We start from the raw sequence: 25,968 nt of genomic DNA, 5'->3' as shown, positions 1-25,968 counted from the left end.
AAAAAAGACCGCTAATCATTAGCGGTCTTTTTTTAGGTAAGCATTTTTTAATTGTACCGGTGATGGTATTTATTCATCAATAATTGGAGATTTCGATTAAATTGCCATCAGGGTCACGAAAGTAAAATGACATAATCGCCCCTTGCGCACCTGTTCGCGGTACGGGACCTTCGAGCACGTCAACACCTTGCCCACGCACATGGGTCATGGCATCGGCTAAGGGCGTGGTGGTGATAAAGCACAAATCGGCGCTACCTGCTTTGACATTTTGTGCTTTAGGCTCAAACTCATTGCCCAGCTCATGCAGGTTGATTTTTTGTTGACCATACATCAAGGCGACACGTCCTGCACCAAAACGCACTTCGGTCATGCCCAGCACTTTGGTATAAAAATCAATGGTATGCTGTAGATTTTTCACGGTTAAAACAAAATGGTCAAGCCTTAGTATGTCCATGGCATCTTCCTTAGGTATTATTGATAGTAAAACATTTCATACGAGCGTGATTTATGACGATTAAAGCATCCCAGCAAGAAACCATAGAGCAGTTATATCACACCCACCCGCTACTAAATACTATCACAAGGACCAAACCGCTATGCTGGTTTAACCCCAAGTGGCAGTCCTTTGCAGAAGTGGCCCACACTTTACCGCTTGGCCCAAAGGAGATCGCGGACGCCGCTAATCGTTTGCAGCGGTTTGCTCCCTATATTGCCACCGTATTTCCTGAGACGGCGGCAAGCGATGGCGTCATCGAATCGCCATTGATCGATATCCCAAACATGCAGCAAGCGCTACAAACCTTTTATGGTCATCCGATGTTTGGGCGCTTACTGCTAAAATGCGACAGCCACCTGCCTATTTCAGGCTCGATTAAGGCGCGCGGCGGTGTCTATGAAGTACTGAAATATGCAGAATCAGTCGCGATGGACTCGGGTCTATTAACCCTAGAAGACAACTACCAAACACTCGATAGCGCTGCCTGCAAGGCGGTCTTTGCCACGCACAGTATCGTGGTCGGCTCAACGGGCAATCTTGGTTTGAGTATCGGCATCATGGGCGCGCAGCTTGGTTTTCAAGTGACCGTGCACATGTCTGCGGATGCCCGTCAATGGAAAAAAGACTTGCTGCGCGATAAGGGCGTCCGCGTTGTCGAGCATCAAGATGACTATAGCAAAGCGGTTGAGCAAGGGCGAGCAGAGGCTGAGCAAAAACTGCGCTGTCACTTTATCGATGATGAAAACTCCCAAGACCTATTCCTTGGTTATAGTGTCGCCGCTGAACGACTAAAACAACAACTGGACGATCAAGGTATTCAGGTCAATGATGAGCAGCCGCTGTTCGTTTACCTGCCGTGCGGCGTTGGTGGTGGCCCGGGCGGCGTGGCCTTTGGTTTAAAGCAAATTTTTGGGGACAATGTGCATTGCTTTTTTGCCGAGCCGACGCATTCTCCCGCCATGTTGGTAGGCATGTATACGGGCTTGCATGATGGCATAAGCGTGCAGGACTTTGGCATCGATAACAAAACCTGTGCCGATGGTCTTGCAGTTGGTCGCCCATCCGCCTTTGTCGGTCAGGTGATGGAACCACTACTCAGCGGTATCTACACGATGGCGGATGACGATTTATACCGTTTGCTGGCCTTGATGCATGACAGTGAGGGGATCGATCTTGAGCCTTCCGCATTGGCAGGTGTGCCTGGTATTTCCAAAGTCCTCACCGAAGGCAAAGCATACCTAGGGCGCCACGGATTAACTGACAAACTAGATCAAGCGACGCATATCGTTTGGGCAACGGGCGGTAATATGGTGCCCGGTGAAGAGCACCTTAATTACTATCAAAAGGGGAAAAACCTGCTATAAGATCTTTTAAATAAGCACAAAAGCTGAGACGCAATGCATTTATTCTTTAAAAAAATAGCAGACTTTCTTTGCAAATCATTGAATAGTAGCCGCCTAAAAGCTGGTCACTACCGTCACCCCAGGTACAGTATTGTGCTCCATCGACATCAGCGCCTCGATGGACTCTGCTAAGCTGATTTCGCGGCCCAATAGCTTTTCGGGTGCAAGCTTGCCTGTGGCAATCATCGGTAGCATGGCATCATAACGAAACGCCTGCATACCGTGGCTGCCAATGATTTCTAATTCATTGGCAATGACTCGGTCCATTGGGATGGGCGGTGTCGCTTGCTCAGCTAATAGTAGGCCAACTTGGACATGCTTACCCCGTTTTTTTAGACTTTTAATCGAGTTGATACAAGTAGTCGGATGACCCAGCGCGTCTAAAGATACGTGCGCCCCGCCTTTGGTCAGCTCCAAAATTGCTTCGGGTACACTCGCCACGGTATTGGCATTGATGGTGGCATAAGCGCCTAACGCTTTGGCCAGTGCTAGTTTGTCATCGGCGATATCTACCGCAATTACATTGGCACCCAGACTATTGGCAATCATAATGGCAGACAGGCCAACGCCGCCACAGCCGTGTACCGCGACCCATTGACCCGCGCCGACTTTCCCTTGATCTACCACCGCTCGAAATGAGGTGACAAAACGGCAACCAAGGCTAGCGGCGGTGGTAAAGTCGATGGTTTCAGGCAGATGGACTAGGTTGACATCGGCATGATGGATCACCACGTACTCTGCGAATGAGCCCCAATCGGTGAAGCCCGGTTGGGTTTGGTTACCGCACACTTGATGATTACCAGAATGGCACTCATGACAGCTACCGCAGCCACTCACAAACGGCACTGTGACGCGATCCCCTACCTTAAATCGCGTGACATTACGGCCAACTTCGGCAATGACACCAGCAAACTCGTGACCGGGTACATGTGGCAGCTCGATATCAGGGTCATGTCCCATCCAGCTATGCCAGTCACTACGGCACACGCCAGTCGCTTCCACCTTGATTACCACATCATCGACTTGTGGCGTGGGATCTGCCACCTGCATCAGTTTGGGTGTGGCACTAAAATTTTCATAAACAACCGCTTTCATAAACCCTCTCTTTTCTATAACAAGGCATGGCATTTATTCTACTTAGATAAGCCAAACAGTATCAGCAACTACACGATTTTTCTGCCTGTCCATTATCAATATACGGTAGTCAATATCATGATTTTCGAATGACGCACTGCTTCATAAAAGTAGTTGATCAAAGATACTTGGCTAATAATTGTAACTACTTTTGTTGAGACTGACTACAATTGTATGTAATTTTGCTCGTTAGTACATTGCATTTTGTATGCTGACGTTATCGATGGAAGAAACCAACGAAAAAAAGACCGCTAATCATTAGCGGTCTTTTTTATGGCTTAGTTGTTTAAAATTCATGAGAAACAACTAATAATTAACGCTTACGCCCAAATTTACGCTGTTTTTTATTACTAATCTCAGTAATCGCATGAGTGATTTCTTCTTCGTTTAAACTGGCGACTTGCTGCAAGATTTGCATCATATCAGGCGTCAGCACATATTTGGCATGACTGGCGATGTCATTGATACGGTGGTCAAAGGTCAATATACTCGTTTCATCATCTTTTTGTAGATAGTCGAGACGAGTCAAAGCGCTGATAAAGCTAGTAAACAATGCGCGATCAAAGAAGTCAGGAATATCATCCGCATACAGTACAGACAAGCGCTGGCCAAGCAGATGGCACAGGTCAACGACCTCGCTTTCGGTCAAATTACCAGAACCCTGCTGAGCGAGTAGGGCAAGCGTCATAAAATAACGCTCAAGGCTTTGTCCAACGGGTGTCGCCAGCACTTGTAGCTGTTGATAGCACTTGCTATTAGATTCAGGAACACTAAGCGTGTCATCACCCAACTCAACGATCAACCCATGAGACAGTAAGCTATCGACTTTTTTATTGAGCGTCTCAGCCAAACCATGCGCTGGGTAGTATAAGAACAGCTCACCCTGCAAGAACGGGTATAACTGCTCAGCGATACTATCTAGGCGACTGCGTTTGATACGTCCGTTACGTGCCACTAGTGCTGATAAAAAAGACAGCAAGATAAAGACGTGTAGAATATTATTGCGGAAGTAGCTGAGCAATGCCGCTTGCTTACCAGCGACCTGAATGATATCGCCCAAGATGTGCGGCGTACGCTCTATCAGTTTTAGCTTGATACCATAATCAATGATTTCTTGCGGCGTCATATCCGTGATGACAGTGTCATCTGCATAAGGAAGCTGCTGCGCAAGGCCTTGGTATAAAGCGATTTGCTCACGGCAACTGTTTTCATCCAGTGCCGCTTTTGGTGCGGATAGTAGGACTAATGATAGCAGCGACACAGGCGTTATCACGGCAGCTTTGTTGATGTGCTGCATGACTTTTACACCGATGTTATCGACCATGGCACTGGCTTTTTCATCGAGTGGGGAGTCGGTGCGATCAGAGGGCAAGCTGTTGGCTGGAACATCGAACTTTGTCATAAAATCGCTAAGATGCAGCGGTGTACCAAAACTCAGATGTACATTACCAAAAATACGCTCAATTTTACGACCAACCTTGAGTAGCCCAATCAAAGATTCTGACTCTTTTGGTTTGCCTTTCAACTCACCGATATAAGTGCCGCCTTCCATAATACGCTCATAACCAATATAGGTTGGAATGAACACCACCGGCTTATTGGTTTGGCGCAATTGGCTATGTACAGTCATCGCCAGCATACCCATCTTAGGCGGTAGCAGGCGACCTGAGCGTGAGCGACCACCTTCAATGAAGTACTCAATCGGCGTGTTGCGCGTGATAAGGGTGTGCATATATTCACGCAGTACAGCAGTATAAAGGGCATTGCCGCGGAAGCTACGACGAATATAAAAAGCGACAGCGCCGCGCAATAGCGGCCCCAATACAGGCACATCTAAATTATCGCCTGCCGCAATGTAAGGAATGCTCAAGCCGCGCTTGTAGATGACATAAGACAGCAATAGATAATCGACATGACTGCGATGGCACGGCACATAAATCAGTTCGTAATCGGTTGCCAGATCGCGCACACGCTCAAAATGATGGACTTCGACACCATCATATAATTGCGTCCATAACCACGTTAGAAACTTATAAAACCCACGAATAATGGAATGAGAATAGTCATTGACCATCTCGTTGGCATAGCCTCGTGCCTGACTACGAGCGTCGCGTACGCTGGTGCCTTTTTCGGCAGCTTCCAGCTCTATTGCGTGCTTAATCGCTGGCGAGTAGACCAGTTTGTCAACCAGATTGCGTCTATCTGACAAATCAGGGCCCAGCATACTGGCGCGCTGTTTGTCTAAATAAATCGTCAGTTGCTGCTGTAGCATCCGCACGAGTTCACGATTACCATCAGCGGCCGCCACTAATGTATAGCTGGGTGATTTTTCAGCATCAGTTTTGACATCATTATCCGTCGTTGCTGATTCAGTATCTTGTGAGTCTAAAGCAGTTGAGTTTTTAGCACCTGAATTCTCAGAAACCGAATCAAAAACGCTAGGACCCGCAACCGAATCAAAAACGTTAGGACCCGCGCTTTCACCTTTGAGACTGTCGTTTATGATGGTACGCAAATCTTGGGGTGGGTGGAATTGTACAAAGGTATCACGGCCCATCACGCCGATATTAAATAACTGCTTGCTGATACTCGGGTCTTGCCAATTGTCAGCAGTTAACAGTTTAAATAAAGAGTCTTCTTTTTCCGGGGCGCGTCCCCACAGGATAGATACGGGTACTAGGCGCACCTTTAGCTCTGGATATTGCAATACCGCAGACACTAGACGAGAAAGGCGTGGAGACAACTGATTATCTTTGGCACTTGGGTGATTCAAAAATATGATGGCTGCGTTTTCTTTGATATTGTGAGCCGCGTCATTGACCCCAACCAATGCAGGCGGCAAGTTATGCTCTTGCGTCTGCAAATCGATCAAAATACTGTTGGAGCGAGAATAATCCTGTAGCACATAAAACCTGAGTACTTGATCGTCGCTATCAAAATCAGGCAATTCACCCAGTAGTTTCGGTTTGACAGCAACGTCGAGTAGCTGCCCCGATAGCTTACGATATAGCTGATTGATCGGAGCATTGGAATATGGCTTGGTGACGATTGGACCCGCGTCAGTTTCAGAAGTGCGGTCAGTGCTGACTGGCGCTTTAAAAATCCGTTTTTTTAGGAACTTCGGTATCATAATCAGTATCAAAAATAGTCAAATATGTTGCGCTTATGATGCCATAAAAGCCACCAAAGCGATATATAGTGTCTGTATATACTGCTAATATTAATACTATTGGGTTACTCACTAGTAAGCGAGCAATGATATAAAACGGTCAAGTATTTGAAAGTTACGATATTTGGCGTAATAATATATTGATGCCATGTCTATCTAATCCGTATGACCCTCATTCTTTAGTTCTATTTTATTAAGCCGAAATATTATGACACCAGCTATCGATCTTGCCAAAAAACGCGGTCTTGATTACCGCATACACGAATACACTCATGACAGTCATGCGGCCTCTTTTGGTTTAGAAGCCGCAGAAAAGCTTGGCGTAGCAGTAACGCAAGTTTTCAAAACTTTGGTGGTGTCGACCGATACTGGCGACCTTGCGGTTGCGATATTGCCAGTAGATAAAACCCTCAATTTTAAAAAAATGGCCAAAGCATTATCCGCGAATAAATTGCTGTCTTGCAAAAAAGTACAAATGGCGGATCCCAAGCAAGTAGAGCGTAGTACCGGCTATGTGTTGGGCGGCGTCAGTCCATTGGGTCAAAAAAAGCGCTTAAAAACAGTCATAGATAGCAGTGCGAAAGATCAGACAACGGTCTATGTCAGTGGCGGTCGTCGCGGCTTAGAGATTGAGTTGCCAGCAGCGCAATTAGCCAACACACTTGATGCACATTTTAGTGCGATTACTGATGAATAATAGGCATAAAGGTTTTACGGTGGCGAGAGATACCGCGTAAACTTACCAGCCAGATCATCTATTACTTTTTATATTTAAGGACATACTCATGCCGCATTTAACCATTCAAGCCACGCCTAACGTCAGTATCCCTCACGAAGAATCATTGCTAAAGTCGCTAAACAAAGCACTATGGGACAGTGGGCTGTTTAAACAGCCTGCTGAAATCAAAACACGTATCTTACCTATTGAGACGTTTTTGGTGGGTGTGGAAGATGATGAGCAAGCGAACGGCTTTATCTATGCCAATCTAAAACTGATGAGCGGCCGCGATATAGAGACTCGTAATCAGCTGGCTGAGCTACTGATCGCTACAATCGAAGAAACGATCGGAGACGAGCAGTCAGGTCGCGCGGCACTGCAAATATGCGTAGAAGTCGAAGAGATTAGTGCGGTCTATCATAAGAAGATGCTGGGTAGTTAATGTTAAACGCTTTAACCTCTTCCAAAGCGACTTATTCTAGTTTGAAGGCTTTCGTTTGAAGGCGTTAGAGATCGATGGTTAAGCGGGCTTGCATAAGGATTCACTGGCATACTTCGGTAGTATCATGACCTCAACTTTATAGCCAGCCGTTTTGCCTTGCGTTGCCATCAGGTTACGTGCGATACGCAAACGGTATTTTCCCGTTGTAGGCAAGCAGCCTTGATAAATGATACCGCCTTTGGTGCCATCTTGGGTACCATTCGGCATGTGCAACACACCGACATTAGCAGTCTCGGGCGTGCCTGCAAGTGGCGAAATATTGATCACGGCATATTGCTGACTTGCAGCATCGAAACGATACCAATGCTCATTTTCATGGGTGTTTAACTTGCCAGTGACGACGCTAGTGATGGCGCCCTTTGCAAAATGCAGAGTACTATCGCTACTTTTGGCAACTGCACTGCTGATGCCAATACTGACGAGCGTGGCACTAATGACCAAGGCTCGCATATATCGAGCAGCTAAAGACGCGTTTTTATCATTAGGTAGAATCATCACGTGCTCCTAAATTACAGGTTGTTTTTGATAGTCTTTAATCATAATACGGTCAGTTAAACACAAAAAAGCGCCTAAATGTTAGGCGCTTTTTTGTGGATTATGAATACAGTGTTAGTCTAGAAAAGCAAAGTTTTCGATGTCCATCTCTGTCATGCTATTGCTTGGTGCGACCATGGCTTCAGCATGTCCCGAGGTACGTGGTAGCAGCTTGTCAAAGTAGAATTCAGCTGTTTGAATTTTCGCTTTGTAGAACTCTGGTGCTTCTGTGCCGCCATTTTCAAGCTTGTCATAAGCGACTGCTGCCATACGTGCCCAGTGGTAGCCCATCATGACGTAACCTGAGTACATCAAGAAGTCATCTGATGCTGCTGAGATGATTTCACGGTCTTTACGAGCCATTAGCATCAAGCGTACTGTCAAGGTGTTCCATTCAGCGCACAGCTTGGTGAGTGCCCAAACGAATTTACGCATATCTTTATCAAGGGCATACTCGCCGCACCATTTCATGATGCTTGAGGTATAGTCACGGATGATTTTACCTTTAGATTGCAAGATAACCTTACGGCCTAATAGATCCAATGCCTGTACGCCAGTCGTACCTTCGTACATGGTTGCGATACGTGCATCACGAGCGATCAGCTCCATGCCCCATTCTTTGATATAGCCGTGACCACCATAGATTTGCTGACCGTGTTTGGCCGCTTCAATACCTAGCTCAGTCAAGAAACCTTTTAGGATTGGCGTGTAGAAACCTAGCTTGTCATCCCATTTTTCGAACTCTTCATCATCACCATTGACGATACCCTGTGCCATTTTGTCGGCATAGCGCGCTGAGTGATAAATCATTGAGCGGCCGCCTTCAGCAAAGGCTTTTTGCGTCAATAGCATACGGCGTACGTCAGCATGGTGAATGATGGCATCAGCTACTTTTTCAGGATCTTTAGTGCCAGATAGCGTACGCATAGAACGACGTTCTTTGGCATACGGTAGCGCGTTTTGGAAAGACAGCTCAGTGTGCGCCAGACCTTGGATACCAGTGCCGATACGAGCAGTGTTCATAAAGGTGAACATCGCTTTTAGGCCTTTGTGCGGTTCGCCAATTAAGTAGCCAGTAGCACCATCAAAGTTCAACACACAGGTAGAAGAGGCACTGATACCCATTTTGTGCTCGATTGAACCGCAAACAACAGCATTGCGCTCGCCAGATTCGCCTTCAGCATTCGGCGTGAACTTTGGTACGATGAATAGCGAGATACCGCGTGTCCCTTCTGGGGCATTGGGTAGACGTGCCAAGACAATATGAATAATATTGTCTGTTAAATCATGCTCACCGCTTGAGATAAAGATTTTGGTACCACTGATTTTATAGGTACCGTCATCCTGCGGGATGGCTTTTGATTTTACTTGGCCCAAATCCGTACCACACTGTGGCTCGGTCAAACACATCGTACCTGCCCACGAGCCTTCGACCAACTTCGGTAGATAAAGGGCTTTTTGCTCATCCGTACCGTATTGGAGTAGCGTGTTGATACAACCGGTTGATAGGCCAGAGTACATCGCCCATGGCCAGTTAGCAGTACCGATCATTTCAGCTTTGATTAGGTTGATTGACGTCGGTAAGTTCATCCCGCCGTATTCTTCAGGATATGAGATACCTTGCCAGCCGCCTTCTACAAATTGGTTGTAAGCTTCTTTAAAGCCTTTTGGCGTGGTGACTTCGCCATTTTCAAAATGACAGCCTTCTTCATCGCCTGATTGATAGATAGGAGCCAGGACGTTTTCAGAAAAGTCAGCCATGCCTTGTAGGATCATGTCAATCGTTTCAGGATCCGCATTTTCGCCATTGTCTAGGCTCTTATAATGCGTTTGGTAATCAAATACATCATTAATCAAAAATTTGATGTCACGTAAAGGTGCTTTGTAAGTTAACATAATCGCTCTCTTTGGTTGGTTCACTATCATGGACTTGCGACGCAGTATTTGAGTCAAAAGTCATGTCAGCGATGTGTCATTATTTTAATCGAGATAGATACTATATCTGTTGTTATGAGTGCTAGTAATAAGCAGCGAGTCCATTGTGAAGGGCTTTATAACGTCCTTGTTGAGCGTCAGCTATTATTGCGTTGATATGATTATAAATCTTATAGGCCAATAAATATACAATTCATAACTATTATTCATGACTTTTATTTTAATTAATCAATTTTAGTTTTATGAAGTGGCTGGTATATGTGCTGGATGTGCTCAAAAATCATCTGCTATAAATGATTGATGATAAGTAGAAGACCGAAGAGTAATAGAGATAATAAATAAGGAAGGCCATCTATGAGCGACTCAAAATCTCACAAACAATCCTCTTGGTTGACCACATTCTTGATGCGCATTAAGTTGCTCATTGACGGTGAGCTTGGGCATTTACTGACAGTCAATCGTAGTCGAAGGCCATGGCATATGCCTATTGTTGCTGCGATTGCGATCAGTTTTCCAGTATTTGTGGGCGCTTACTTTGGAGACTTATCTGCTGGGATCAAAGCGTCGCTGGGGTCAATGATTATTTTAAACCTGCCATTGGTGGGCGGATTACCTTATCGATTGGTGACAGTGATGGCTTGGGGGTTTGCCATGATACTCAGCTTTGCGCTGGGTTTGATGGCGCAGCAATTGCCTATACTCAGGCTGCCTGTCTTTATGCTTGTTGCGCTTAGCGTGGTGATGTTGGGTCGTTATTATAAGCAACCACCACCAGCAGGGTTGTTTGTGTTAATGGCTGGGGCAATCGCGCTGTTTATTCCTGTCCCGTTAGATCGAGTGCTCTCAGCGATAGGGCTTGTGTTATTAGGCAGCGGGTCTTCGATGTTGCTGGCGCTACTGTATACACTGTTTTTGCTCGCCACACGTCCTATTGCCCCTGCGCCTAGTTATCATTATGAGCCAGATATGATCAGTGATAGCCTCATTGTCGTAAGTTTCATTAGTCTGGCGTTGGTAATAGCAGTTTTGTTAGACATGCCTTATCCATATTGGGTCGCCATGAGCTGCTTTATCATTATTCAAGGCATACAGCTACGAACCATGTGGATCAAGCAATTGCATCGCATATTGGGTACGTTGGTTGGTATGGTGGTTGCAAGTTGGATGCTGTCTTGGGGACTATCGATGTGGGGTGTCGCCGTGGCTATATTATCAATGATGTTATTGATAGAGTCGTTTGTCGACCGGCATTATGGGCTGGCGGTGATTTTTATTACGCCGTTGACGATATTTATCGCGGAGTATGGCAGCACGATGCCGGTGCCGCCAGTGGCAGGAGATGTTATCCATACGCGCATGATTGATACGGCACTCGGTTGTGTGATTGGTCTGAGCGGTGGTTTGGCCATCCATTCTACACGATTGCGTGTACCACTGCGGCGTTTGGAGAACTGGCTGCTGCTGCGCTTTAGTGAATAAAAAGCAGCAGTTTAATGCTGCTTATTAAGAGTTCCATTAAGCATTTTGACTCAAGGCGGCTGTCGCTTTTGCGACATCGATCGTATGATCAGTCCAGCGCTCAAAACTTAATGCTGCTTGTCCGATGAGCATGCCGTAACCTTCAGACGTTTTGGCATCACGCGCTGCGAAATGCTGCAAAAAGGGTAGGTCGCGCCCATACATCATGTCATAAGCGTATTGGCAATGTAGATTATCATCCAGCGGCAGTGTATCGCCTGATAAGCCGATGGAGGTGGCATTTATAATAATATCAAAGTCGCCGCTCAAGTCACCAGTGACACAGGTCTGAATATGCTGCTCTGCAATGACTGAGCTTGCTGCACTCAGCTCGTCCACCAAATCTGCTGCTTTACTCACTGTGCGATTGGCGATAGTCAGTGAGCCAATACCTGCTTGAATCAGCGGTAGTATGACACCGCGTGCCGCGCCGCCTGCGCCAATAAGGGCAACGCGAGCACCGTCCAGTGGCCAACCTAAGCTCGTTATGTGATTGACGAGCCCTTGTCCATCCGTATTATCGCCGTATATGGCCTCTTTTATCGACGCGCCTTGTTGTAGTAGCGCCTTATTTATCATAAGGGTATTGACCGCGCCTGCTGTTTTGGCATGTTCTGATAAGCCGCCGCGCGCCGCACAGCAGTCATAAGCGACTTGCTTAAAAGGTACGGTCACGTTAGCACCCACACCACCACCATGAAAAAACGCCTCAATGACCGCCGTAAAACTGGCAGCATCGTCAGGACAGTACTGGCGCTGGTAGCGAATATCAGTATCCGCTTGTAATGCAAATTGCTCATGAATTTCAGGGGATTTGCTGTGGGCAATCGGGTTGCCAATAACGATGAAGTGTTGGGTCATAAAGGGTCCATTGGCTAAAAGAGGCAAGACATCATCAAAAATGCATCGCTTATGGCCATTTATCATAAGCGATAAAATGAGGATTGACAAACCAATGGCTCACTTCATAAGCCTTGTATAGGGTAGGGTTTGATGAGTGATATCTTTAACAAATATGTATCCTCTGGGAGCGTTATGCGTAACCTAAAAGGTAGTCAAGCGCCGAGCAGTTGGGTAAACTATCGATTATATGTTAATTAGTATAATATGCTCTAATGGCTGTTAGGTTATAACTTTTATTAAATACATTTTTTATTAAAAAACCCTTTGTTATCGGTGGCTTCTGGGCCAGCTCGTTAATATTCTTTTAAGATCAATCTAAAAGTGTGAGTAAATTATCCATGTGGAATCATAACCTTCAGACTCTTCTAGTCGGTACGATAATGGCAGTTAGTGTGACGCTTGGCGGCTGTGATAGCACCAAAGAGGATGCTCAAAATCCAGAGACAAACGCTGAGAGTAGCGAGCAGACTGTGACGGATACCCCTGTACAGGATAGCGCTGTAGATAATCCTGATCTAGATGGCGCGACCGCCCAACAAGGTACACCAGTAAAATACGATGTCTCGGCATGGGGCGCTGACAAGGTAGAGCCGCTTAGCACCGATGAGTTAGATGATATCAAGTCAGCATTTGGTAAAGTAGTAAGTACGGATGAAAATAGCCTAGACTATGCCAGTAATCCTGCCACCAAATATCGCTTTATGAAGACGGACGCGCCTTATCTAGATATTATCGACTCCGAAAAATACCTTGAGCTTGGCTGGTATTATGCCAATCCGACCGATTCTGATAAAGAAAAAGAGTTGAGCCAAGACCATGCCAAAAAAGCCTACCAACTATCGCGCCGACTGATGGGTGATGAAGGCGGCAAAATGGTCGCTGATATGCTCAGTAACCAAATCATCAAAAACAGAGTCATTGGCGGACAAAAAGTAGAACTGGCAAAATGTGAGTTTTATAGCTGCATGCTAGTCATCAATAAATCCGCTGCCCAAACAGACAATAGCTAAGTGATGCTAGATATGAAGTCACTGCCTAACCGGTGGGTCTGCCTATATCCACAAGACGATACGGCAACCAGCGAAGCGGTGACACTGTCGCCAGACAACCGCGGATTGGCCTATGCGGATGGGTTTTTTACGACCATGGGTGTGCTGGACGGGCTCATACTATGGGTAGATTATCATCATCAGCGGCTCATCTCCCACGCTGACGCCTTGCAGTTAGATATAGACTGCGAGGAACTACTGGCAGTATTAAAAATGTATGCCCAGCAGCTAGAGCAGGGCATGCTCAAGCTCGTGTTGACTCGCGCCGCACAAGACTTTCGCGGTTATGGCTATGTACCAAGTGAATCAGGAAGCGCTTGTGAGGTCTGGCTAAAACCGACTGTTATGAGAATCTCCACGGCTGTGCAACTGTCATTACCTGATGGTAATCTAGTACCGATGCAGCCGAATGCCTCAGCGATATGCTTATCTTCACAGATTGCCTGTCTGCCGCCGCCGCTGGCAGGACTCAAAAGCTTGAGCCGCCTAGATAATGTCCTTGCCAGTGGCGAGCTACAGCGCATAAAAGCTGAACCATTGGCCTCTAAATTTGCAAAGAGCTTTAGTGAGGGGCTGCTACGTGATATGAGTGGTCACTGGGTTGAAGGTACGATGAGCAATGTGTTCTATCAGTTAGCAGATGAGCCTTTATCCGAATCTGAACCGCGCTCTAGTGTATACGAAGATGTTGATAACAATCCTGAGAATTATCTAACAACAGGTCAATGGTACACCCCTTCTATGGATCAATCGGGCGTTGCTGGTGTGATGCGGCAGGTGATTATTGATGCTTTGTCCACGACAGAGTACCCAGTGGTGATACGGTCGTTATCAGATGAGGACTTGCCTAGGTTGACGCGGTTATTCTTTTGTAATGCGCTGCGCGGCATCATGCCCATGAGTAGTTTGACGCTATTGTTAGGTGATATTGTAGATTTTGAATTCGTTTAGTTGTTATTGAAAAACGACAAATTTGGTATCAATAAAATCATCTGGATATAACACCACTTGCTCATTTCTATACATCTCTTGCGCTTTCAAAAGCGCACTTTGCTTATCTTCTGCGATGACCTCCACGATATTGCTTAGTGTTTCGACAATTTCAATTTGAAAGGTCTGTGACACTTTTTCATTTGTTCTTATCATAGTGAATCTCAATATTGAAAACTACTTTCGTTATCTATGCTGGCTAGATTAGCAAAAGGACTCAAAAGAAGTGATCGTCTTTTGTTACGCAGACTTGTGTCATAACGCAAATCGATCAAGAATTTTTATATCGTGCAGGTTAAAAAGAGAAGCGACTAGTATAACTTTCGATAATGACTACGGCTTATAAATTCAATCATGCCTTTATCTCGTAATACTTGTAATTGTTGGCGAATTTTATCTTTTACATGGTTGTTTTCAGGATGTTTGAGCTGCAACTCACTAGTAAAAGCATAAACTTGATTGAGAGAAAAACTGACATCGAGACGGTCAATACACTGCCAGACATCGAGTGTCCAACCGCGTGAAGCCATAGATTGCTTGCGTAAAAACAAAGTCTTTTGGAACTGTTGGGTGACATTTTCACGCGGTATAACTTGTTGGTTTTTGACCAAAAATACTTTGCCTGATTCGGGTACTTGGCGTAAGTCAATATTACAACCAACCCAACCTGCTCGTTTTGCCGTCACTGATAAGGGTTTACGCTTAACAATAATATCGGGCGTAAAAAACTGCTTGGGAATAATCAGAAAATTATTAACGGTGTATTCTTTTGAGTAGGTCAAAAAGAAAAAACTGGGATTATTCTTACTATTGATACGCTCAATCATCGTCTTATAAGTGCCATCATTAACGATGTTGCTGAGTTTGGCTTTTTTACTTTTTAGCTCATATTGCTCATGACAATGCGCGCAATAAAAATCAGCAACCGGCTGGCCATTAGCAAATTCAGTCAAAGGCTGCTCGCTACAATTAGGGCAGTAACTATTTTTCGTCACCCATGCTTCACTGAGAACACGAATAATCTGTGATTTAGAGCGATAGTTTTTGGCAAGTCTTTGATCAAAATGTAGATTCATAATAGAGTGTCAGCATCGATGGACAGTGATAAAAATACCAGTAAAAGGTGGGAATATTGAGCCATATAAATCAGTGTATAGACCAAGTTAATGCATAAGCTAAGCAAATACCATTGAAAATCGTACGGTTCAGTGCTAAATTCTAGCAAACATCTGCCTCGCGAGTTGCCATGAGCAAGCCCACACCCAATACACCACCTGAACGTCCCAATGAGTCGCCATCGAATAAGCAAGATGGCACAGTCGAGGAGCGTGTAGACACCACGCTACCGGACGCGCAACCAGTGGTAGATAGGGTGGAAGACACGCCAGAAACCAATGTCTCGCTGATCAGTGGCAACAGCAAACCGCGTCAATATAAAGTCAACAATCCCTCGTTTTTTATGCAGCGCGGTTATCAGGTATTGCTGGTACTAGGGCTCATTGCTGCGTTTTTCTTAGTTATGGTATATCAGACCTTATTTGGTCGTATCGAGCAGCCGCAGCAAATGGTCACGATTGAGCAAGGTCAGACGTATTATGGCCTATTGCCACAGTGGCAAAATCAGATTCCGCTGTTCTCGGCCAGCGTAGCCAAGCTATATATCAAGTCGCAAGTCGATGCACCTTTGCATGCAGGTATCTATCAATTACCTGAGAACCCAACCATTGCTGAGGCACTGCAAATATTAGAGCAGGGCGCAAAAGCGGCCATGGTAAAGGTGCAGATCATCGAAGGCAAAACCTCAAAAGATTTGTATCAAGTGCTGCGTGATAATGACAATATCGAAAAAGAAGTGCTGACTGCAGATAGTGATAATGCCAGCATCGCACAAGCGTTAGATTTGGCTGGTATATTGCCAGACAGCGTGACCAACAGCAGTGATCCTATCGTCAATCATAATCTTGAAGGGTGGTTTGCGCCCGATACCTATTATTATGGTGAAGGGACGAGCGATAAAAAAGTGCTCACGGATCTATATAAACGCCAGCAAAAAGCGCTGACTGATGCGTGGGAAAATCGTGCGCCTGACCTACCTTATAATAGCCCTTACGAAGCACTAGTAATGGCATCTATCATCGAAAAAGAAACCAGCGTACCAGAAGAGCGTCCGCTAGTCTCTGCCGTGTTTAGAAATCGCCTGGTTAAAAACATGCGTATGCAGACCGATCCGACCATCATTTATGGTATGGGTAGCCGTTATGATGGCAATATCCGCCGCAAAGACATCGATGAAAAAACGTCTTATAATACCTATCAGATTGATGGCTTACCGCCAACGCCAATCGCGCTGCCATCTGCTGCTTCTATCGAAGCAACCTTGCATCCTGCCGATAGCGACGCCCTTTACTTTGTGGCAACCGGTAACGGCGGACACAAATTTACCAATAGCTTGGCTGAGCACAATCAAGCGGTAAAAGACTATCTGAGTGTCATGCGTGAGAAAAAATCTCAAACACCGCCGCAATAAATAACCTTCTTATCTCTTATAAAACTTATCGTTTATTGAGCGCTATAGTTTAACGATAGCGCTCATCAATGACATAAGGTCATATCATGTCAGTACCTATACAGACCAACGCGCCATCCGCGCAGACGAGTACAGCGTCGTCCACTCTACCGGAATCAAATGCTTCACAAACGACAAACGCACCTATTGTAGGACGGTTTATTAGTTTTGAAGGAACGGAAGGCGTCGGGAAAACCACGGCGATTGAGCAGCTCTGCTTGCAACTAGAGAAAAATGGTATTCAATACCTTCGTACTCGCGAGCCGGGTGGTAGTCCGTTTGCTGAGCGACTGCGCGATATATTGCTAGACCCTGCAACTGAAATTGAGGATGACACAGAGCTTTTATTATTGTTTGCGGCGCGCTGTGATCATATGCAGCAAGTCATCCTGCCTGCGCTACAACGCGGCACATGGGTCGTTTGTGATAGGTTTACGGACTCTACTATTGCGTATCAGGGTTTTGGACGCGGACATGGTGATAAAGCGATGCTGACCAAAATTGAGACTCTGATCGAGCAGTTTGTGACGCAGTTACCTGAGCTAACTTTATGGCTTGATTTGCCAGTAGCAGAAGGCATGGCTCGCGCCAATAAGCGCAGCGCAGCAGATCGCTTTGAGCAGCAAGCGATGGATTTCTTCACTTGGGTACATACTGGTTTTAGTACACTTGCAAGCTCGCATCCTGAGCGCATACAGCGTATCGATGCGTCAGGCAGTACTGATGAAGTGAGCGCGCGAATATTGCAGGCAGTCGTAGACAGATTTGATGTTAAATAATCATATTTGATCGAGTATTTTTATCTTGTAAGTAGATTTAATAATCAAGCGGATGTAATAAAAATAAAAAGCCCCAGCATGTCGCTGGGGCTTTTTATTGATGACAGTTTGTTATTTAACCGATTATGACGTTAGCGAGTAAATAACGACAGAGTTTATTTATCACTATTTTTGTCATTCAGCTCACTCTGCTCGGCTTCTTTCTCAACCGCGCTAGAAGCGTCAGTGTCAGTGTTGGCAGTCGAATGAGTAGCATTGTCTTGACCAGAGTCAGGGAGGCGATTGGGATCAAGCGCTCCCTTTTTGTTTTTAGGCGCGTTGCCATTACCATTACTATTACTAGACGTTTTGGTTTTCGAGGTCGCTGTCGAGTTTGCTGACATCACACCTTTATTCGCCGTATCAGTTGAGACGGCTTTTGGCGCTACAGCTTTATCACCCGTCGCTACTGGCGCAATATTAGGCGACTTATCTACGCCACTATTCACACTCGCGGTACTTTTCTCAGCGTTTTTAGCAATGTCAGTGGTTGTCTCTGGTTCTACTTTTTGAGTGCTGTCACTGCTCAGCTCTTTTTCTTTACGCTTTTCAGGTGCTTTTGAGCTAGATTCAAAATTAGCATCGGCGACCATTCGAGCTTGCTCTTGCTTTGGTGTTACGTCTACTGGTTTTGGCTGTACTTCATCATCCACGACCAGTGAGATAAGCTTGCGATCACGCGGCACTGTACCGTCGAACTTATCAGTAATGACGTGCAGCTTACCTTCTTTGTCTATGGTATAGAGCGGCACAAACTGCTTGTTATCCGCTTTATATTGCTCAAAGCTATAGCTGTCAGTGATGTTGGTGATTTTGATGCGGGCTTTTTTGGACAGCATACTAGCAAGCTTGGTGTACGTCACATCTTTGCCAAATAGCCACTGTGAGTGGAAATTGGACTGCTTGTCGTCGCGCTCACTTCTGACTTTTTCATCACTGAATTTGAGACGGTATAGCTTACGCTCGCCAAATTCATGACGATAATGAATCTCAGACAAGGTATTCATCTCTTTGTCCATACTCATGGCAAACAAACGCCCAATACCGATCAGATCGAGATGGTGATCAGCGTGATCAGAGATTGGGTTGCCAAAGTAAGTACGCAGTCCGCTCATGCGTGCGCGCGCGATATTGGTATAGTTATTATGGGCGACGATGACGTCGAAGCCTTGCTCTTTCAGAGAGGTAGCGATGAGTAGCGCAATCGGGTTTGAGCCGACGATAAGAATACCGTTGGTCTCAGGCTCACGTACGCCCAGCAAGTTGCCGACCACCTTTGCACCCAGACCTTGAATCATCACCGTGCCAATGATGACCATAAATACCAGTGGTACAAGCAGCTCAACACCCTGAATATCATACTCTTGCAAACGAATCGCAAACAGGGATGAGATAGCAGCAGCGACGATACCGCGAGGGCCAATCCAGCTGATCATCAGCTTTTCATTGGTTTTTAGGTTGGAGCCGATAGAGGACGCCCATACCGACAGTGGGCGCGCCACAAACATGACAATAGCAAGGAGCACCAGACCTGCAAAACCTACGCTCAATAAACTTGCCAGCTCCACACGAGCCGCCAAAATAATAAAGAGGACAGAGATCAGCAGGACGGTTAAAGACTCATTGAACTCCAAAATCGTCTCGCGTGGGAATTTTGGCCAGTTTGCCAAAGCTACACCCAGTACGGTCACGGTCAATAATCCTGATTCATGCTCCAAGTGATTTGATACCGAAAACAAGACCAAGACGAATGCAAGGGTAAAAACATTGCGCAAAAACTCAGGAACCATATGACGACGCATGAGGAAGGCAAGCAACCAAGCGCCTGCCATACCAAGTGCGGTTGCCAATACGACAATCTTGGCAAATAGTAAGATACTACTGGCTTCACCGCCTGAGATGATATATTCATAGACCAATACCACGGCGATTGCGCCGATTGGATCAATGATAATACCTTCCCATTTTAGGATGTTGGATATCGTTTTATTGGGGCGCACGCTACGCAACAGCGGCATAATGACCGTCGGACCGGTCACGCAGACCAGCGCACCGAACAGGAGTGCAATCAAAGGATCGACATCAAATAATAGATAAGTCGATAGTGCTACGATAGCGATAGTGATAAGCACACCAACCGATACCAGCATTTGAACCACGGTACCGTGTTGTTTGATCTCATCGAATTCTAGGGTTAGCGAGCCCTCAAATAGAATAATCGCGACCCCCAATGAGATGAAGGGAAACATTAACTCGCCCAATACCAAATCAGGGTCAAATACGCCCAGTACTGGTCCGACGATAATACCAATCAATAATAAAAATAAAATGGACGGTTGCTTCAAATACCAAGCCAGCCATTGGGCGGCAATGCCAATCCCAACCACGCCGGATAGCAATAGGGCGGTATCCATAAATTAATCCTTTTGTAATCTTGTCATATTTTATATCTATCAAATAGCTGCCATAAGATAGTCGCTACCGTTCACTTCATAATAAGTTGCTATCATTACTTATCTTATCTGGGTCATAGCACTGATAGCCATCATGAATCACAACATGAGCTAGATATGATATATATACTATAAAGTAGCAAAGACAAAAGCAGTCCTAGACGAATAATGTGGGTCTAGAAATGCAAAAGATGGAAAACAAGGGTGATGATAGACAGCTTGATAAACGAATAGTCGATAGTATTTTTACTAATTGACTTTTGTTTGTTTTATGATTTGTTTTGCTTGCTATCATAACATGGTTTGATTCATATACATGTATATAGCGCCTGCCACGATATCAGTGCGCAGCCACAAAATTGTACAAAGTCAGTATGAAATAACCATGCCTTGGGTTATCCTGCATTATGGAAATAATGACAAGATAACGTTTTATTCATCATACAGTAGCTACGTTGGTCATGCACGCCGCCAAAACGACAATAATATGACGTCAGTCAGAGACGATGCATTAGCGCTAAGGGTTTATATTTACCAAAGCTAACAACCCTGATTTTGATTAAATAAGTATAAAAACGGGGCTGATATGATCGTTACTATATCAGCCTAGCGATAAAACATATATGAAATCGATGCATAGTACGAATACCATCGTGTAATATGAGTATAACGATATAAGCAAATATAAGAACGCTGACCAATAACGATTGGGGTTATGTGCGTCAGGTAAGACGTTATCGAGTATCACCATCAGCTAATTACCAACAATAATAATGACCATCTATATGGGGGACAATATGCCTATCAATATGTTTAAAGCACAAACCACTGTCGATATGCGACTTTGGTTACAGCGCAGTGCGTTGGCACTCGCTGTGAGTACGGCGATGGTGGCGAGTATTAATGTCACCACAATGAACAATGCACATGCGGCTGTAACCACTGCTGATTTTTCTGGCCTAGTTCAACAAGTGACACCAGCAGTGGCACGCGTCAACGTCACCAAGACAGTCAGTGAGGCTGAGCTTGCTAAGGCGCAAACGGCCGAAGTGTTGCGGCAGTTTTTTGGCGATCGGGTGCGCATTCCTGATCGAGCAGTCACGCCAGCGATAGAGCATGCTTATGGTACTGGCTTTTTTGTCACATCTGACGGCTACATGCTGACCAATCATCACGTCATTGAGGGCGCTGACAAAATCACCGTCACACTTAATGATAGAACCGAGCTTGATGCAACCTTGATTGGTAGTGACGAGCGCTCAGATGTGGCTGTACTAAAAGTTGAAGGCACTCAGTTTCCCGCGCTACCGATTGGTGACTCAAACAGCTTAAAAGTAGGGGAGCCTGTACTAGCCATTGGTTCACCATTTGGTTTTGACTATTCAGCCTCCGCTGGCATCGTCAGTGCCAAATCACGCAGCTTCTCACGCGAAACCAGTGTGCCGTTTATTCAAACCGACGTGGCGCTGAACCCTGGTAACTCAGGTGGTCCTCTATTTAATCAGCGCGGCGAAGTGATTGGTATCAACTCGCGTATCTTTAGCGGGACGGGCGGCTACATGGGACTATCGTTCTCTATCCCGATTGACGCTGCTATGGATATCTATGAGCAACTAAAGACCAGTGGTGAAGTCGCTCGTGCGTACTTGGGTATCTATCCCCAAGATATCGACCGTAATCTAGCAGAAGCTTATAAATTGGATAAACCCCAAGGCGCTTTGCTGACCCGCGTTTCTCCAGACTCGCCAGCACAAAAAGCAGGTCTAAAACCTGGTGACATTATCTTGCAGTACAATAATGTACAAATCATGCGAGCATCCGACTTATTGAATCTGCTTAATCGAGCAAAGCCAAGCGATCCATTCCGCGCACAGATTCAGCGTAATGGTAAGCAGATGATCATTAGCGGTAAGCTCGCTTATGCACCTAATGATGTCAGAGCCCAAAGTGGGGATCAGCAGAGCAATGATGTACAACTGGGCTTACGCTTGCGTGATTTAACCGAGGATGAACAAGCAGAAATCGCTGCAGATAATAAAACCGGTATTTTGGTTACCACTGTTGATCCGACAGGACTTGCTGCCCGCTCAGGAATTTTGGCAGGTGATGTCATCACTAACTTTCACCAAAAGCCTATTAAAAAGGTAACAGACTTCTCTGGTGCGATCTCTTCTTTACCAAAGAAAGGCGTTGTGACCATAGAGGTCATCCGCCAAGGTATCCCCGCTATTATTGGTCTGCGTATTGAGTAGATAAAACCATAAGAAAGTGATTTGGAGAGCAGCATACCGAAGAACATCGAAAAGTATAATTGCCCATTACAAATACCGCTCGCTATAAGAGATACGCAAACAGATATTGCATCAGCCTGGAAATAATGTATTTAAATATTCGTCAGCAGCGGTATTGGCACGCGAGGCCTGCCTTTTCGATTATATTGTCCCACCATCGATGTGTTGACGATTCGTTAACATTAATCAAAAGACTTATCAGTGCTGATTCATTACGTTAAACTAGCTATTAAGTTTAGCGTTTGTTTATTGATAGAGTTCTGAGCTTATATCTATGGTTTTTGGTAATACAAAAGTCTCTTTTTGGCCTTTGATTTATGATTACAGCATCAATTGATTGATAGCGGTCAAATCAAAATATGCTACACTAGCAGGCGTTTTTATTATTATATTTTATGGCGCAACAGGTATTCGCAGTCACTGGCATAGATAATGTCAATACTCACTTGAATACGCAGTAATTTATAATGTAAACGTTATGATAATAAATAAAATTTCAGCATTAACATCAAGCAAGGATTGGCCATTAGCGTTTATCGACGCATATAAATTTTTGGCACTTGCAAACGACCTATCATGTGACAGCTTTGATAAAAGCTAGGATAATACAGTAAGGCACGGTTATGAGCACAGCATACGACGAGATCAAAACCCGATTACAAGGCTCAATGGTAGCCTTGGTAACGCCCATGCACCCTGACGGTACAGTTGATTATAAACGTCTGGCTGACCTCATAGACTGGCAGATAGAGCAGGGCACGCATTGCCTCGTTGCTGTTGGTACCACTGGTGAGTCGGCAACCCTATCAATGCAAGAGCATAGCGATGTCATTCGCTATTTTATCCAGCATGTCAAAGGTCGCGTGCCAGTTATTGCGGGTACTGGCGCTAATAACACCATGGAAGCGATTAAACTGACTCAAGATGCAGCAGATGCTGGTGCAGATTGTGCGTTGTTGGTTGCTCCTTATTACAATAAGCCGCCACAAGAAGGTTTATTTCAGCATTATCAAGCCATTGCTAAAGCCGTCAATATTCCCCAGATGCTCTATAATGTACCGGGTCGCACGGTCGTTGATATTGCACAAGACACGGTTGAGCGTTTGTGCGATATCGATAATATCGTTGCTATCAAAGATGCGACAGGCTCTGTTGGTCGCGGTGAGCAATTGATTAAAGCCGTTGGTGACAGAATGGTCGTATTGTCTGGTGATGATGGCACAGCGCTTGATCTACTAAAAGTAGGCGGTAAAGGCAATATTTCAGTGACTGCCAACGTAGCGCCAAAAGCCATGAGCGAGACTTTCGCTGCTGGTTTGCGTGGTGATTTCGAAGCCGCTGACAAAATCCACGATGTGGTCAAGCATTTACATCGTGATTTATTTATCGAATCAAGCCCTATCCCAGCGAAATACGCCCTACATAAAATGGGTATTATCGATAAAGGTATTCGCTTACCACTCGTTTGGTTGGCAGAGCAGCATCATGCGACTATTGATGAAGCGTTGGTTCGAGCAAACATACTATAACTTGATTTTCAGCGATTTAAGACTTGTTACTCGACAATCAATATTCAAGCGAGTAACAAGTCAACTTATCATGATGAGTCAATCGCCTAAATGAGCAATAACTGCTAACTCAGAGAGACAACATGATGACAGTATCATCAAAAACGACAAAACTACTTCCTGCAATGCTGACCTTAGTTTTGGGTAGTACGTTGGTATTGAGCGGCTGCCAAGCGACCAAGAGCTTGCTTGGAAAGCGCGACAATGGCAGCTTAGACTATCAACAAAGCAAAAAGCTTGCACCGATAGAACTACCAGCTGCTCAAGAAACAGCGCCTTTCGTGCCTTTGTACCCAACACCGAATGTGGGCGCGAACACGCTTAAACTACAGAATGAGTCAGGTAATCAGTATCAGCTGCCAAAGCCTCAGCGTGCTGTTAGTAGCCCTTCAAACTAATTTATTTCTTCACTTGTACCGCCGATTTTTATGATTATTGATTAAAATAATATCGATATTGTAATAAGAGTCAGCGGTCGCTGCGCGTTTTTACCACATAAGCTTGAACGAACAGGAACCCCTATAATGCAAAAGCAACAACTGCTGTATAAAGGCAAGGCCAAATCTGTCTATGAAACAGAAGACAATGATCTTCTGATTTTACACTTCCGTGATGATACCTCAGCGCTTGATGGTAAGCGTATCGAACAATTGGCACGTAAAGGCGTGGTGAATAACCGCTTTAATGCTTTTATCATGCAAAAATTGTCTGATGCTGGCATCGAGACGCATTTTGAAAAGCAATTGTCTGACGACGAAGTATTGGTCAAGCGCTTGGATATGATTCCTGTAGAGTGCGTGGTGCGTAACTTTGCCGCTGGTAGTTTGGTACGTCGTTTGGGCTTAGAAGAAGGGCAGGCATTGACGCCGCCAACGTATGAGCTGTTTTATAAAGATGATGCGCTAGGTGATCCGATGGTGAACGAATCACTTTCTGTGTCTCTTGGCTGGGCGACCAAAGAGCAATTGGCTAAGATGGAAGAGCTAACCTATCAAGTCAACGATGTATTAAAAGCATTGTTTGATGCGGGTGATTTAATCCTAGTGGATTTTAAATTAGAATTTGGCGTATTCCATGACCGTATCGTATTAGGTGATGAGTTCTCACCAGATGGTTGCCGTATCTGGGATAAGAATACTAAGAAGAAACTTGATAAAGACCGTTTCCGTCAGTCATTGGGTGATGTGATCGAAGCTTATGAGGAAGTGGCTGACCGTATCGGTGTGCCATTAAAATAAGTATCTGATACTTAGTATGCAATAAAAAACTGAGCCTTGTGCTCAGTTTTTTATTGCATTATATTAATGTTGGTACCCTAGTGAGGACTTTAACCTTTAGCTGTGGGCTAATGATAGTAATGATTCGAGTTACCGAAATAATTGCAGTGTACTTCATAGTGTACTGTTTTAGCAGCTCAAGATTTTTGAGTAAGATGGTATCTAGGCCAAAATAGTTATTATATTAAGTTGTAATTATAAACTCTCACCTCTTCTATGATGGCGTCAGGATTCTCTTCAAGCTCTAAGCCACCAGCTACGAAGTATATTCCTTCAATGAACCGTTCTCTATCATCCGCTAGATAATGCACATCTTCCGTATCATCCAAAACTAACGCATGATCTATATCTCCGATACGGCTGCCAATTTTAATACCACCTTCAAAGATTTCGCCTTGATAACCAGCACCAGCAATAATAATGCATAAAGTTCCTTGCTTATTAAATACAAATTCCAGCTTAGGATCCGAAAAATATATTCTATATCCGTTTTTATTCTGTATCTCGTACAGTAATACACCTGTATTTTCTAAAGCTAAATAAACAGTCCATGGAACCTTATTTCCATCTACACTCTGATCGACATAAGGCAAAAAGCTTTCCAATTTTTCACCTAGTGTGAACCCTGCTAAGGATTTACCAAT

At 45.0% G+C, this 25,968-nt stretch carries 22 protein-coding genes; 12 read left to right on the top strand and 10 right to left on the bottom strand.

Going from position 1 to position 25,968, the window contains the following annotated elements; genetic code table 11:
* Positions 1 to 76 precede the first annotated feature (76 nt).
* The gene (locus tag ACTXGK_RS14720) at positions 77 to 454 is read right to left on the bottom strand and encodes a VOC family protein (RefSeq protein ID WP_443514697.1); all 378 of its coding nucleotides are present in this window, start codon (positions 452 to 454) and stop codon (positions 77 to 79) included.
* A gap of 53 nt (positions 455 to 507) precedes the next feature.
* On the opposite strand from ACTXGK_RS14720, the gene dsdA reads away from it, so the two are divergent.
* On the top strand, positions 508 to 1,860 hold the full coding sequence (gene dsdA, locus ACTXGK_RS14715; RefSeq protein ID WP_443514696.1) for a D-serine ammonia-lyase: 1,353 nt from the start codon (positions 508 to 510) through the stop codon (positions 1,858 to 1,860).
* A gap of 93 nt (positions 1,861 to 1,953) precedes the next feature.
* Here the strand turns inward: dsdA and ACTXGK_RS14710 are convergent, their stop codons facing one another.
* Both ACTXGK_RS14710 and plsB read right to left on the bottom strand, forming a co-directional pair.
* Positions 1,954 to 2,994 (bottom strand): zinc-dependent alcohol dehydrogenase family protein, encoded by a 1,041-nt coding sequence (locus tag ACTXGK_RS14710; RefSeq protein WP_443514695.1) that lies wholly within the window; start codon positions 2,992 to 2,994, stop codon positions 1,954 to 1,956.
* 352 nt (positions 2,995 to 3,346) lie between these two features.
* Positions 3,347 to 6,163, bottom strand: coding sequence for a glycerol-3-phosphate 1-O-acyltransferase PlsB (gene plsB, locus ACTXGK_RS14705; protein WP_443514694.1), 2,817 nt, complete (start codon positions 6,161 to 6,163; stop codon positions 3,347 to 3,349).
* 247 nt (positions 6,164 to 6,410) lie between these two features.
* On the opposite strand from plsB, the gene ybaK reads away from it, so the two are divergent.
* Entirely contained in the window at positions 6,411 to 6,899 is a 489-nt protein-coding gene (gene ybaK / locus ACTXGK_RS14700) for a Cys-tRNA(Pro) deacylase (RefSeq protein ID WP_443514693.1), read from the top strand.
* Between the two features lie 88 nt (positions 6,900 to 6,987).
* Entirely contained in the window at positions 6,988 to 7,362 is a 375-nt protein-coding gene (locus tag ACTXGK_RS14695) for a 5-carboxymethyl-2-hydroxymuconate Delta-isomerase (RefSeq protein ID WP_443514692.1), read from the top strand.
* A gap of 78 nt (positions 7,363 to 7,440) precedes the next feature.
* Here the strand turns inward: ACTXGK_RS14695 and ACTXGK_RS14690 are convergent, their stop codons facing one another.
* Both ACTXGK_RS14690 and ACTXGK_RS14685 read right to left on the bottom strand, forming a co-directional pair.
* A complete protein-coding gene (locus tag ACTXGK_RS14690; protein ID WP_443514691.1) occupies positions 7,441 to 7,917 on the bottom strand; it encodes a hypothetical protein in 477 nt (158 codons plus the stop codon).
* 114 nt (positions 7,918 to 8,031) lie between these two features.
* Complete coding sequence (locus ACTXGK_RS14685; RefSeq protein ID WP_371531658.1) at positions 8,032 to 9,852, bottom strand: acyl-CoA dehydrogenase C-terminal domain-containing protein; 1,821 nt, start codon at positions 9,850 to 9,852, stop codon at positions 8,032 to 8,034.
* Between the two features lie 393 nt (positions 9,853 to 10,245).
* Here ACTXGK_RS14685 and ACTXGK_RS14680 point away from each other — a divergent pair, with 393 nt between their 5' ends.
* Complete coding sequence (locus ACTXGK_RS14680) at positions 10,246 to 11,370, top strand: FUSC family protein (protein WP_443514690.1); 1,125 nt, start codon at positions 10,246 to 10,248, stop codon at positions 11,368 to 11,370.
* A gap of 36 nt (positions 11,371 to 11,406) precedes the next feature.
* Here the strand turns inward: ACTXGK_RS14680 and aroE are convergent, their stop codons facing one another.
* Positions 11,407 to 12,270 carry a shikimate dehydrogenase gene (gene aroE / locus ACTXGK_RS14675; protein WP_443514689.1) on the bottom strand — a complete coding sequence of 288 codons (864 nt, stop codon included), beginning with the start codon at positions 12,268 to 12,270 and terminating at the stop codon, positions 11,407 to 11,409.
* Between the two features lie 422 nt (positions 12,271 to 12,692).
* On the opposite strand from aroE, the gene ACTXGK_RS14670 reads away from it, so the two are divergent.
* A complete protein-coding gene (locus ACTXGK_RS14670; RefSeq protein ID WP_443514688.1) occupies positions 12,693 to 13,322 on the top strand; it encodes a hypothetical protein in 630 nt (209 codons plus the stop codon).
* A gap of 12 nt (positions 13,323 to 13,334) precedes the next feature.
* The gene (locus tag ACTXGK_RS14665) at positions 13,335 to 14,312 is read left to right on the top strand and encodes an aminotransferase class IV (protein ID WP_443514687.1); all 978 of its coding nucleotides are present in this window, start codon (positions 13,335 to 13,337) and stop codon (positions 14,310 to 14,312) included.
* Positions 14,313 to 14,315: 3 nt separating this feature from the next.
* Here ACTXGK_RS14665 and ACTXGK_RS14660 read toward each other — a convergent pair whose 3' ends face one another.
* Complete coding sequence (locus ACTXGK_RS14660) at positions 14,316 to 14,507, bottom strand: DpnD/PcfM family protein (protein ID WP_443514686.1); 192 nt, start codon at positions 14,505 to 14,507, stop codon at positions 14,316 to 14,318.
* A gap of 155 nt (positions 14,508 to 14,662) precedes the next feature.
* Positions 14,663 to 15,427: a DpnI domain-containing protein gene (locus ACTXGK_RS14655; RefSeq protein WP_443514685.1), complete on the bottom strand. Its 765-nt coding sequence runs from the start codon at positions 15,425 to 15,427 to the stop codon at positions 14,663 to 14,665.
* Between the two features lie 170 nt (positions 15,428 to 15,597).
* On the opposite strand from ACTXGK_RS14655, the gene mltG reads away from it, so the two are divergent.
* Together mltG and tmk are read left to right on the top strand one after the other, a co-directional pair.
* Positions 15,598 to 16,878: an endolytic transglycosylase MltG gene (gene mltG / locus ACTXGK_RS14650; RefSeq protein WP_443514684.1), complete on the top strand. Its 1,281-nt coding sequence runs from the start codon at positions 15,598 to 15,600 to the stop codon at positions 16,876 to 16,878.
* A 185-nt stretch (positions 16,879 to 17,063) separates the two neighbouring features.
* The gene (gene tmk / locus ACTXGK_RS14645; RefSeq protein ID WP_443514869.1) at positions 17,064 to 17,696 is read left to right on the top strand and encodes a dTMP kinase; all 633 of its coding nucleotides are present in this window, start codon (positions 17,064 to 17,066) and stop codon (positions 17,694 to 17,696) included.
* A 155-nt stretch (positions 17,697 to 17,851) separates the two neighbouring features.
* Here the strand turns inward: tmk and ACTXGK_RS14640 are convergent, their stop codons facing one another.
* On the bottom strand, positions 17,852 to 20,149 hold the full coding sequence (locus tag ACTXGK_RS14640; protein ID WP_443514683.1) for a cation:proton antiporter: 2,298 nt from the start codon (positions 20,147 to 20,149) through the stop codon (positions 17,852 to 17,854).
* Positions 20,150 to 21,024: 875 nt separating this feature from the next.
* On the opposite strand from ACTXGK_RS14640, the gene ACTXGK_RS14635 reads away from it, so the two are divergent.
* The 4 genes from ACTXGK_RS14635 to purC all read left to right on the top strand — a co-directional run bounded on the left by ACTXGK_RS14635 (position 21,025) and on the right by purC (position 25,285).
* Positions 21,025 to 22,440: a Do family serine endopeptidase gene (locus ACTXGK_RS14635; protein ID WP_443514868.1), complete on the top strand. Its 1,416-nt coding sequence runs from the start codon at positions 21,025 to 21,027 to the stop codon at positions 22,438 to 22,440.
* Positions 22,441 to 23,102: 662 nt separating this feature from the next.
* Positions 23,103 to 24,008: a 4-hydroxy-tetrahydrodipicolinate synthase gene (gene dapA, locus ACTXGK_RS14630; RefSeq protein WP_201600809.1), complete on the top strand. Its 906-nt coding sequence runs from the start codon at positions 23,103 to 23,105 to the stop codon at positions 24,006 to 24,008.
* 122 nt (positions 24,009 to 24,130) lie between these two features.
* On the top strand, positions 24,131 to 24,445 hold the full coding sequence (locus tag ACTXGK_RS14625) for a hypothetical protein (protein ID WP_227674193.1): 315 nt from the start codon (positions 24,131 to 24,133) through the stop codon (positions 24,443 to 24,445).
* Between the two features lie 126 nt (positions 24,446 to 24,571).
* Complete coding sequence (purC, locus tag ACTXGK_RS14620; RefSeq protein ID WP_057757995.1) at positions 24,572 to 25,285, top strand: phosphoribosylaminoimidazolesuccinocarboxamide synthase; 714 nt, start codon at positions 24,572 to 24,574, stop codon at positions 25,283 to 25,285.
* Positions 25,286 to 25,503: 218 nt separating this feature from the next.
* Here purC and ACTXGK_RS14615 read toward each other — a convergent pair.
* A partial coding sequence (locus ACTXGK_RS14615) for a hypothetical protein (protein WP_522909752.1) occupies positions 25,504 to 25,968 on the bottom strand: 465 nt, incomplete at its 5' end.

It is taken from the genome of Psychrobacter sp. T6-5 (assembly GCF_052258485.2).
Lineage (GTDB): Bacteria > Pseudomonadota > Gammaproteobacteria > Pseudomonadales > Moraxellaceae > Psychrobacter.
The sequence above is the reverse complement of the archived record's forward strand: the minus strand, read 5'-3'. Positions and strand labels throughout refer to the sequence as shown.

Coding starts and splice junctions, on each gene's coding strand:
- ACTXGK_RS14695 (WP_443514692.1), top strand. CDS start 6,988: ATGCCGCATTTAACCATTCAAGCCACGCCTAACGTCAGTATCCCTCAC.
- ACTXGK_RS14660 (WP_443514686.1), bottom strand. CDS start 14,507: ATGATAAGAACAAATGAAAAAGTGTCACAGACCTTTCAAATTGAAATT.
- ACTXGK_RS14635 (WP_443514868.1), top strand. CDS start 21,025: ATGCGACTTTGGTTACAGCGCAGTGCGTTGGCACTCGCTGTGAGTACG.
- ACTXGK_RS14710 (WP_443514695.1), bottom strand. CDS start 2,994: ATGAAAGCGGTTGTTTATGAAAATTTTAGTGCCACACCCAAACTGATG.
- mltG (WP_443514684.1), top strand. CDS start 15,598: ATGAGCAAGCCCACACCCAATACACCACCTGAACGTCCCAATGAGTCG.
- ACTXGK_RS14655 (WP_443514685.1), bottom strand. CDS start 15,427: ATGAATCTACATTTTGATCAAAGACTTGCCAAAAACTATCGCTCTAAA.
- ACTXGK_RS14720 (WP_443514697.1), bottom strand. CDS start 454: ATGGACATACTAAGGCTTGACCATTTTGTTTTAACCGTGAAAAATCTA.
- ACTXGK_RS14670 (WP_443514688.1), top strand. CDS start 12,693: ATGGCAGTTAGTGTGACGCTTGGCGGCTGTGATAGCACCAAAGAGGAT.
- ACTXGK_RS14690 (WP_443514691.1), bottom strand. CDS start 7,917: ATGATTCTACCTAATGATAAAAACGCGTCTTTAGCTGCTCGATATATG.
- purC (WP_057757995.1), top strand. CDS start 24,572: ATGCAAAAGCAACAACTGCTGTATAAAGGCAAGGCCAAATCTGTCTAT.
- dsdA (WP_443514696.1), top strand. CDS start 508: ATGACGATTAAAGCATCCCAGCAAGAAACCATAGAGCAGTTATATCAC.
- ACTXGK_RS14680 (WP_443514690.1), top strand. CDS start 10,246: ATGAGCGACTCAAAATCTCACAAACAATCCTCTTGGTTGACCACATTC.
- ACTXGK_RS14640 (WP_443514683.1), bottom strand. CDS start 20,149: ATGGATACCGCCCTATTGCTATCCGGCGTGGTTGGGATTGGCATTGCC.
- ybaK (WP_443514693.1), top strand. CDS start 6,411: ATGACACCAGCTATCGATCTTGCCAAAAAACGCGGTCTTGATTACCGC.
- ACTXGK_RS14685 (WP_371531658.1), bottom strand. CDS start 9,852: ATGTTAACTTACAAAGCACCTTTACGTGACATCAAATTTTTGATTAAT.
- plsB (WP_443514694.1), bottom strand. CDS start 6,163: ATGATACCGAAGTTCCTAAAAAAACGGATTTTTAAAGCGCCAGTCAGC.
- ACTXGK_RS14625 (WP_227674193.1), top strand. CDS start 24,131: ATGATGACAGTATCATCAAAAACGACAAAACTACTTCCTGCAATGCTG.
- dapA (WP_201600809.1), top strand. CDS start 23,103: ATGAGCACAGCATACGACGAGATCAAAACCCGATTACAAGGCTCAATG.
- ACTXGK_RS14665 (WP_443514687.1), top strand. CDS start 13,335: ATGAAGTCACTGCCTAACCGGTGGGTCTGCCTATATCCACAAGACGAT.
- aroE (WP_443514689.1), bottom strand. CDS start 12,270: ATGACCCAACACTTCATCGTTATTGGCAACCCGATTGCCCACAGCAAA.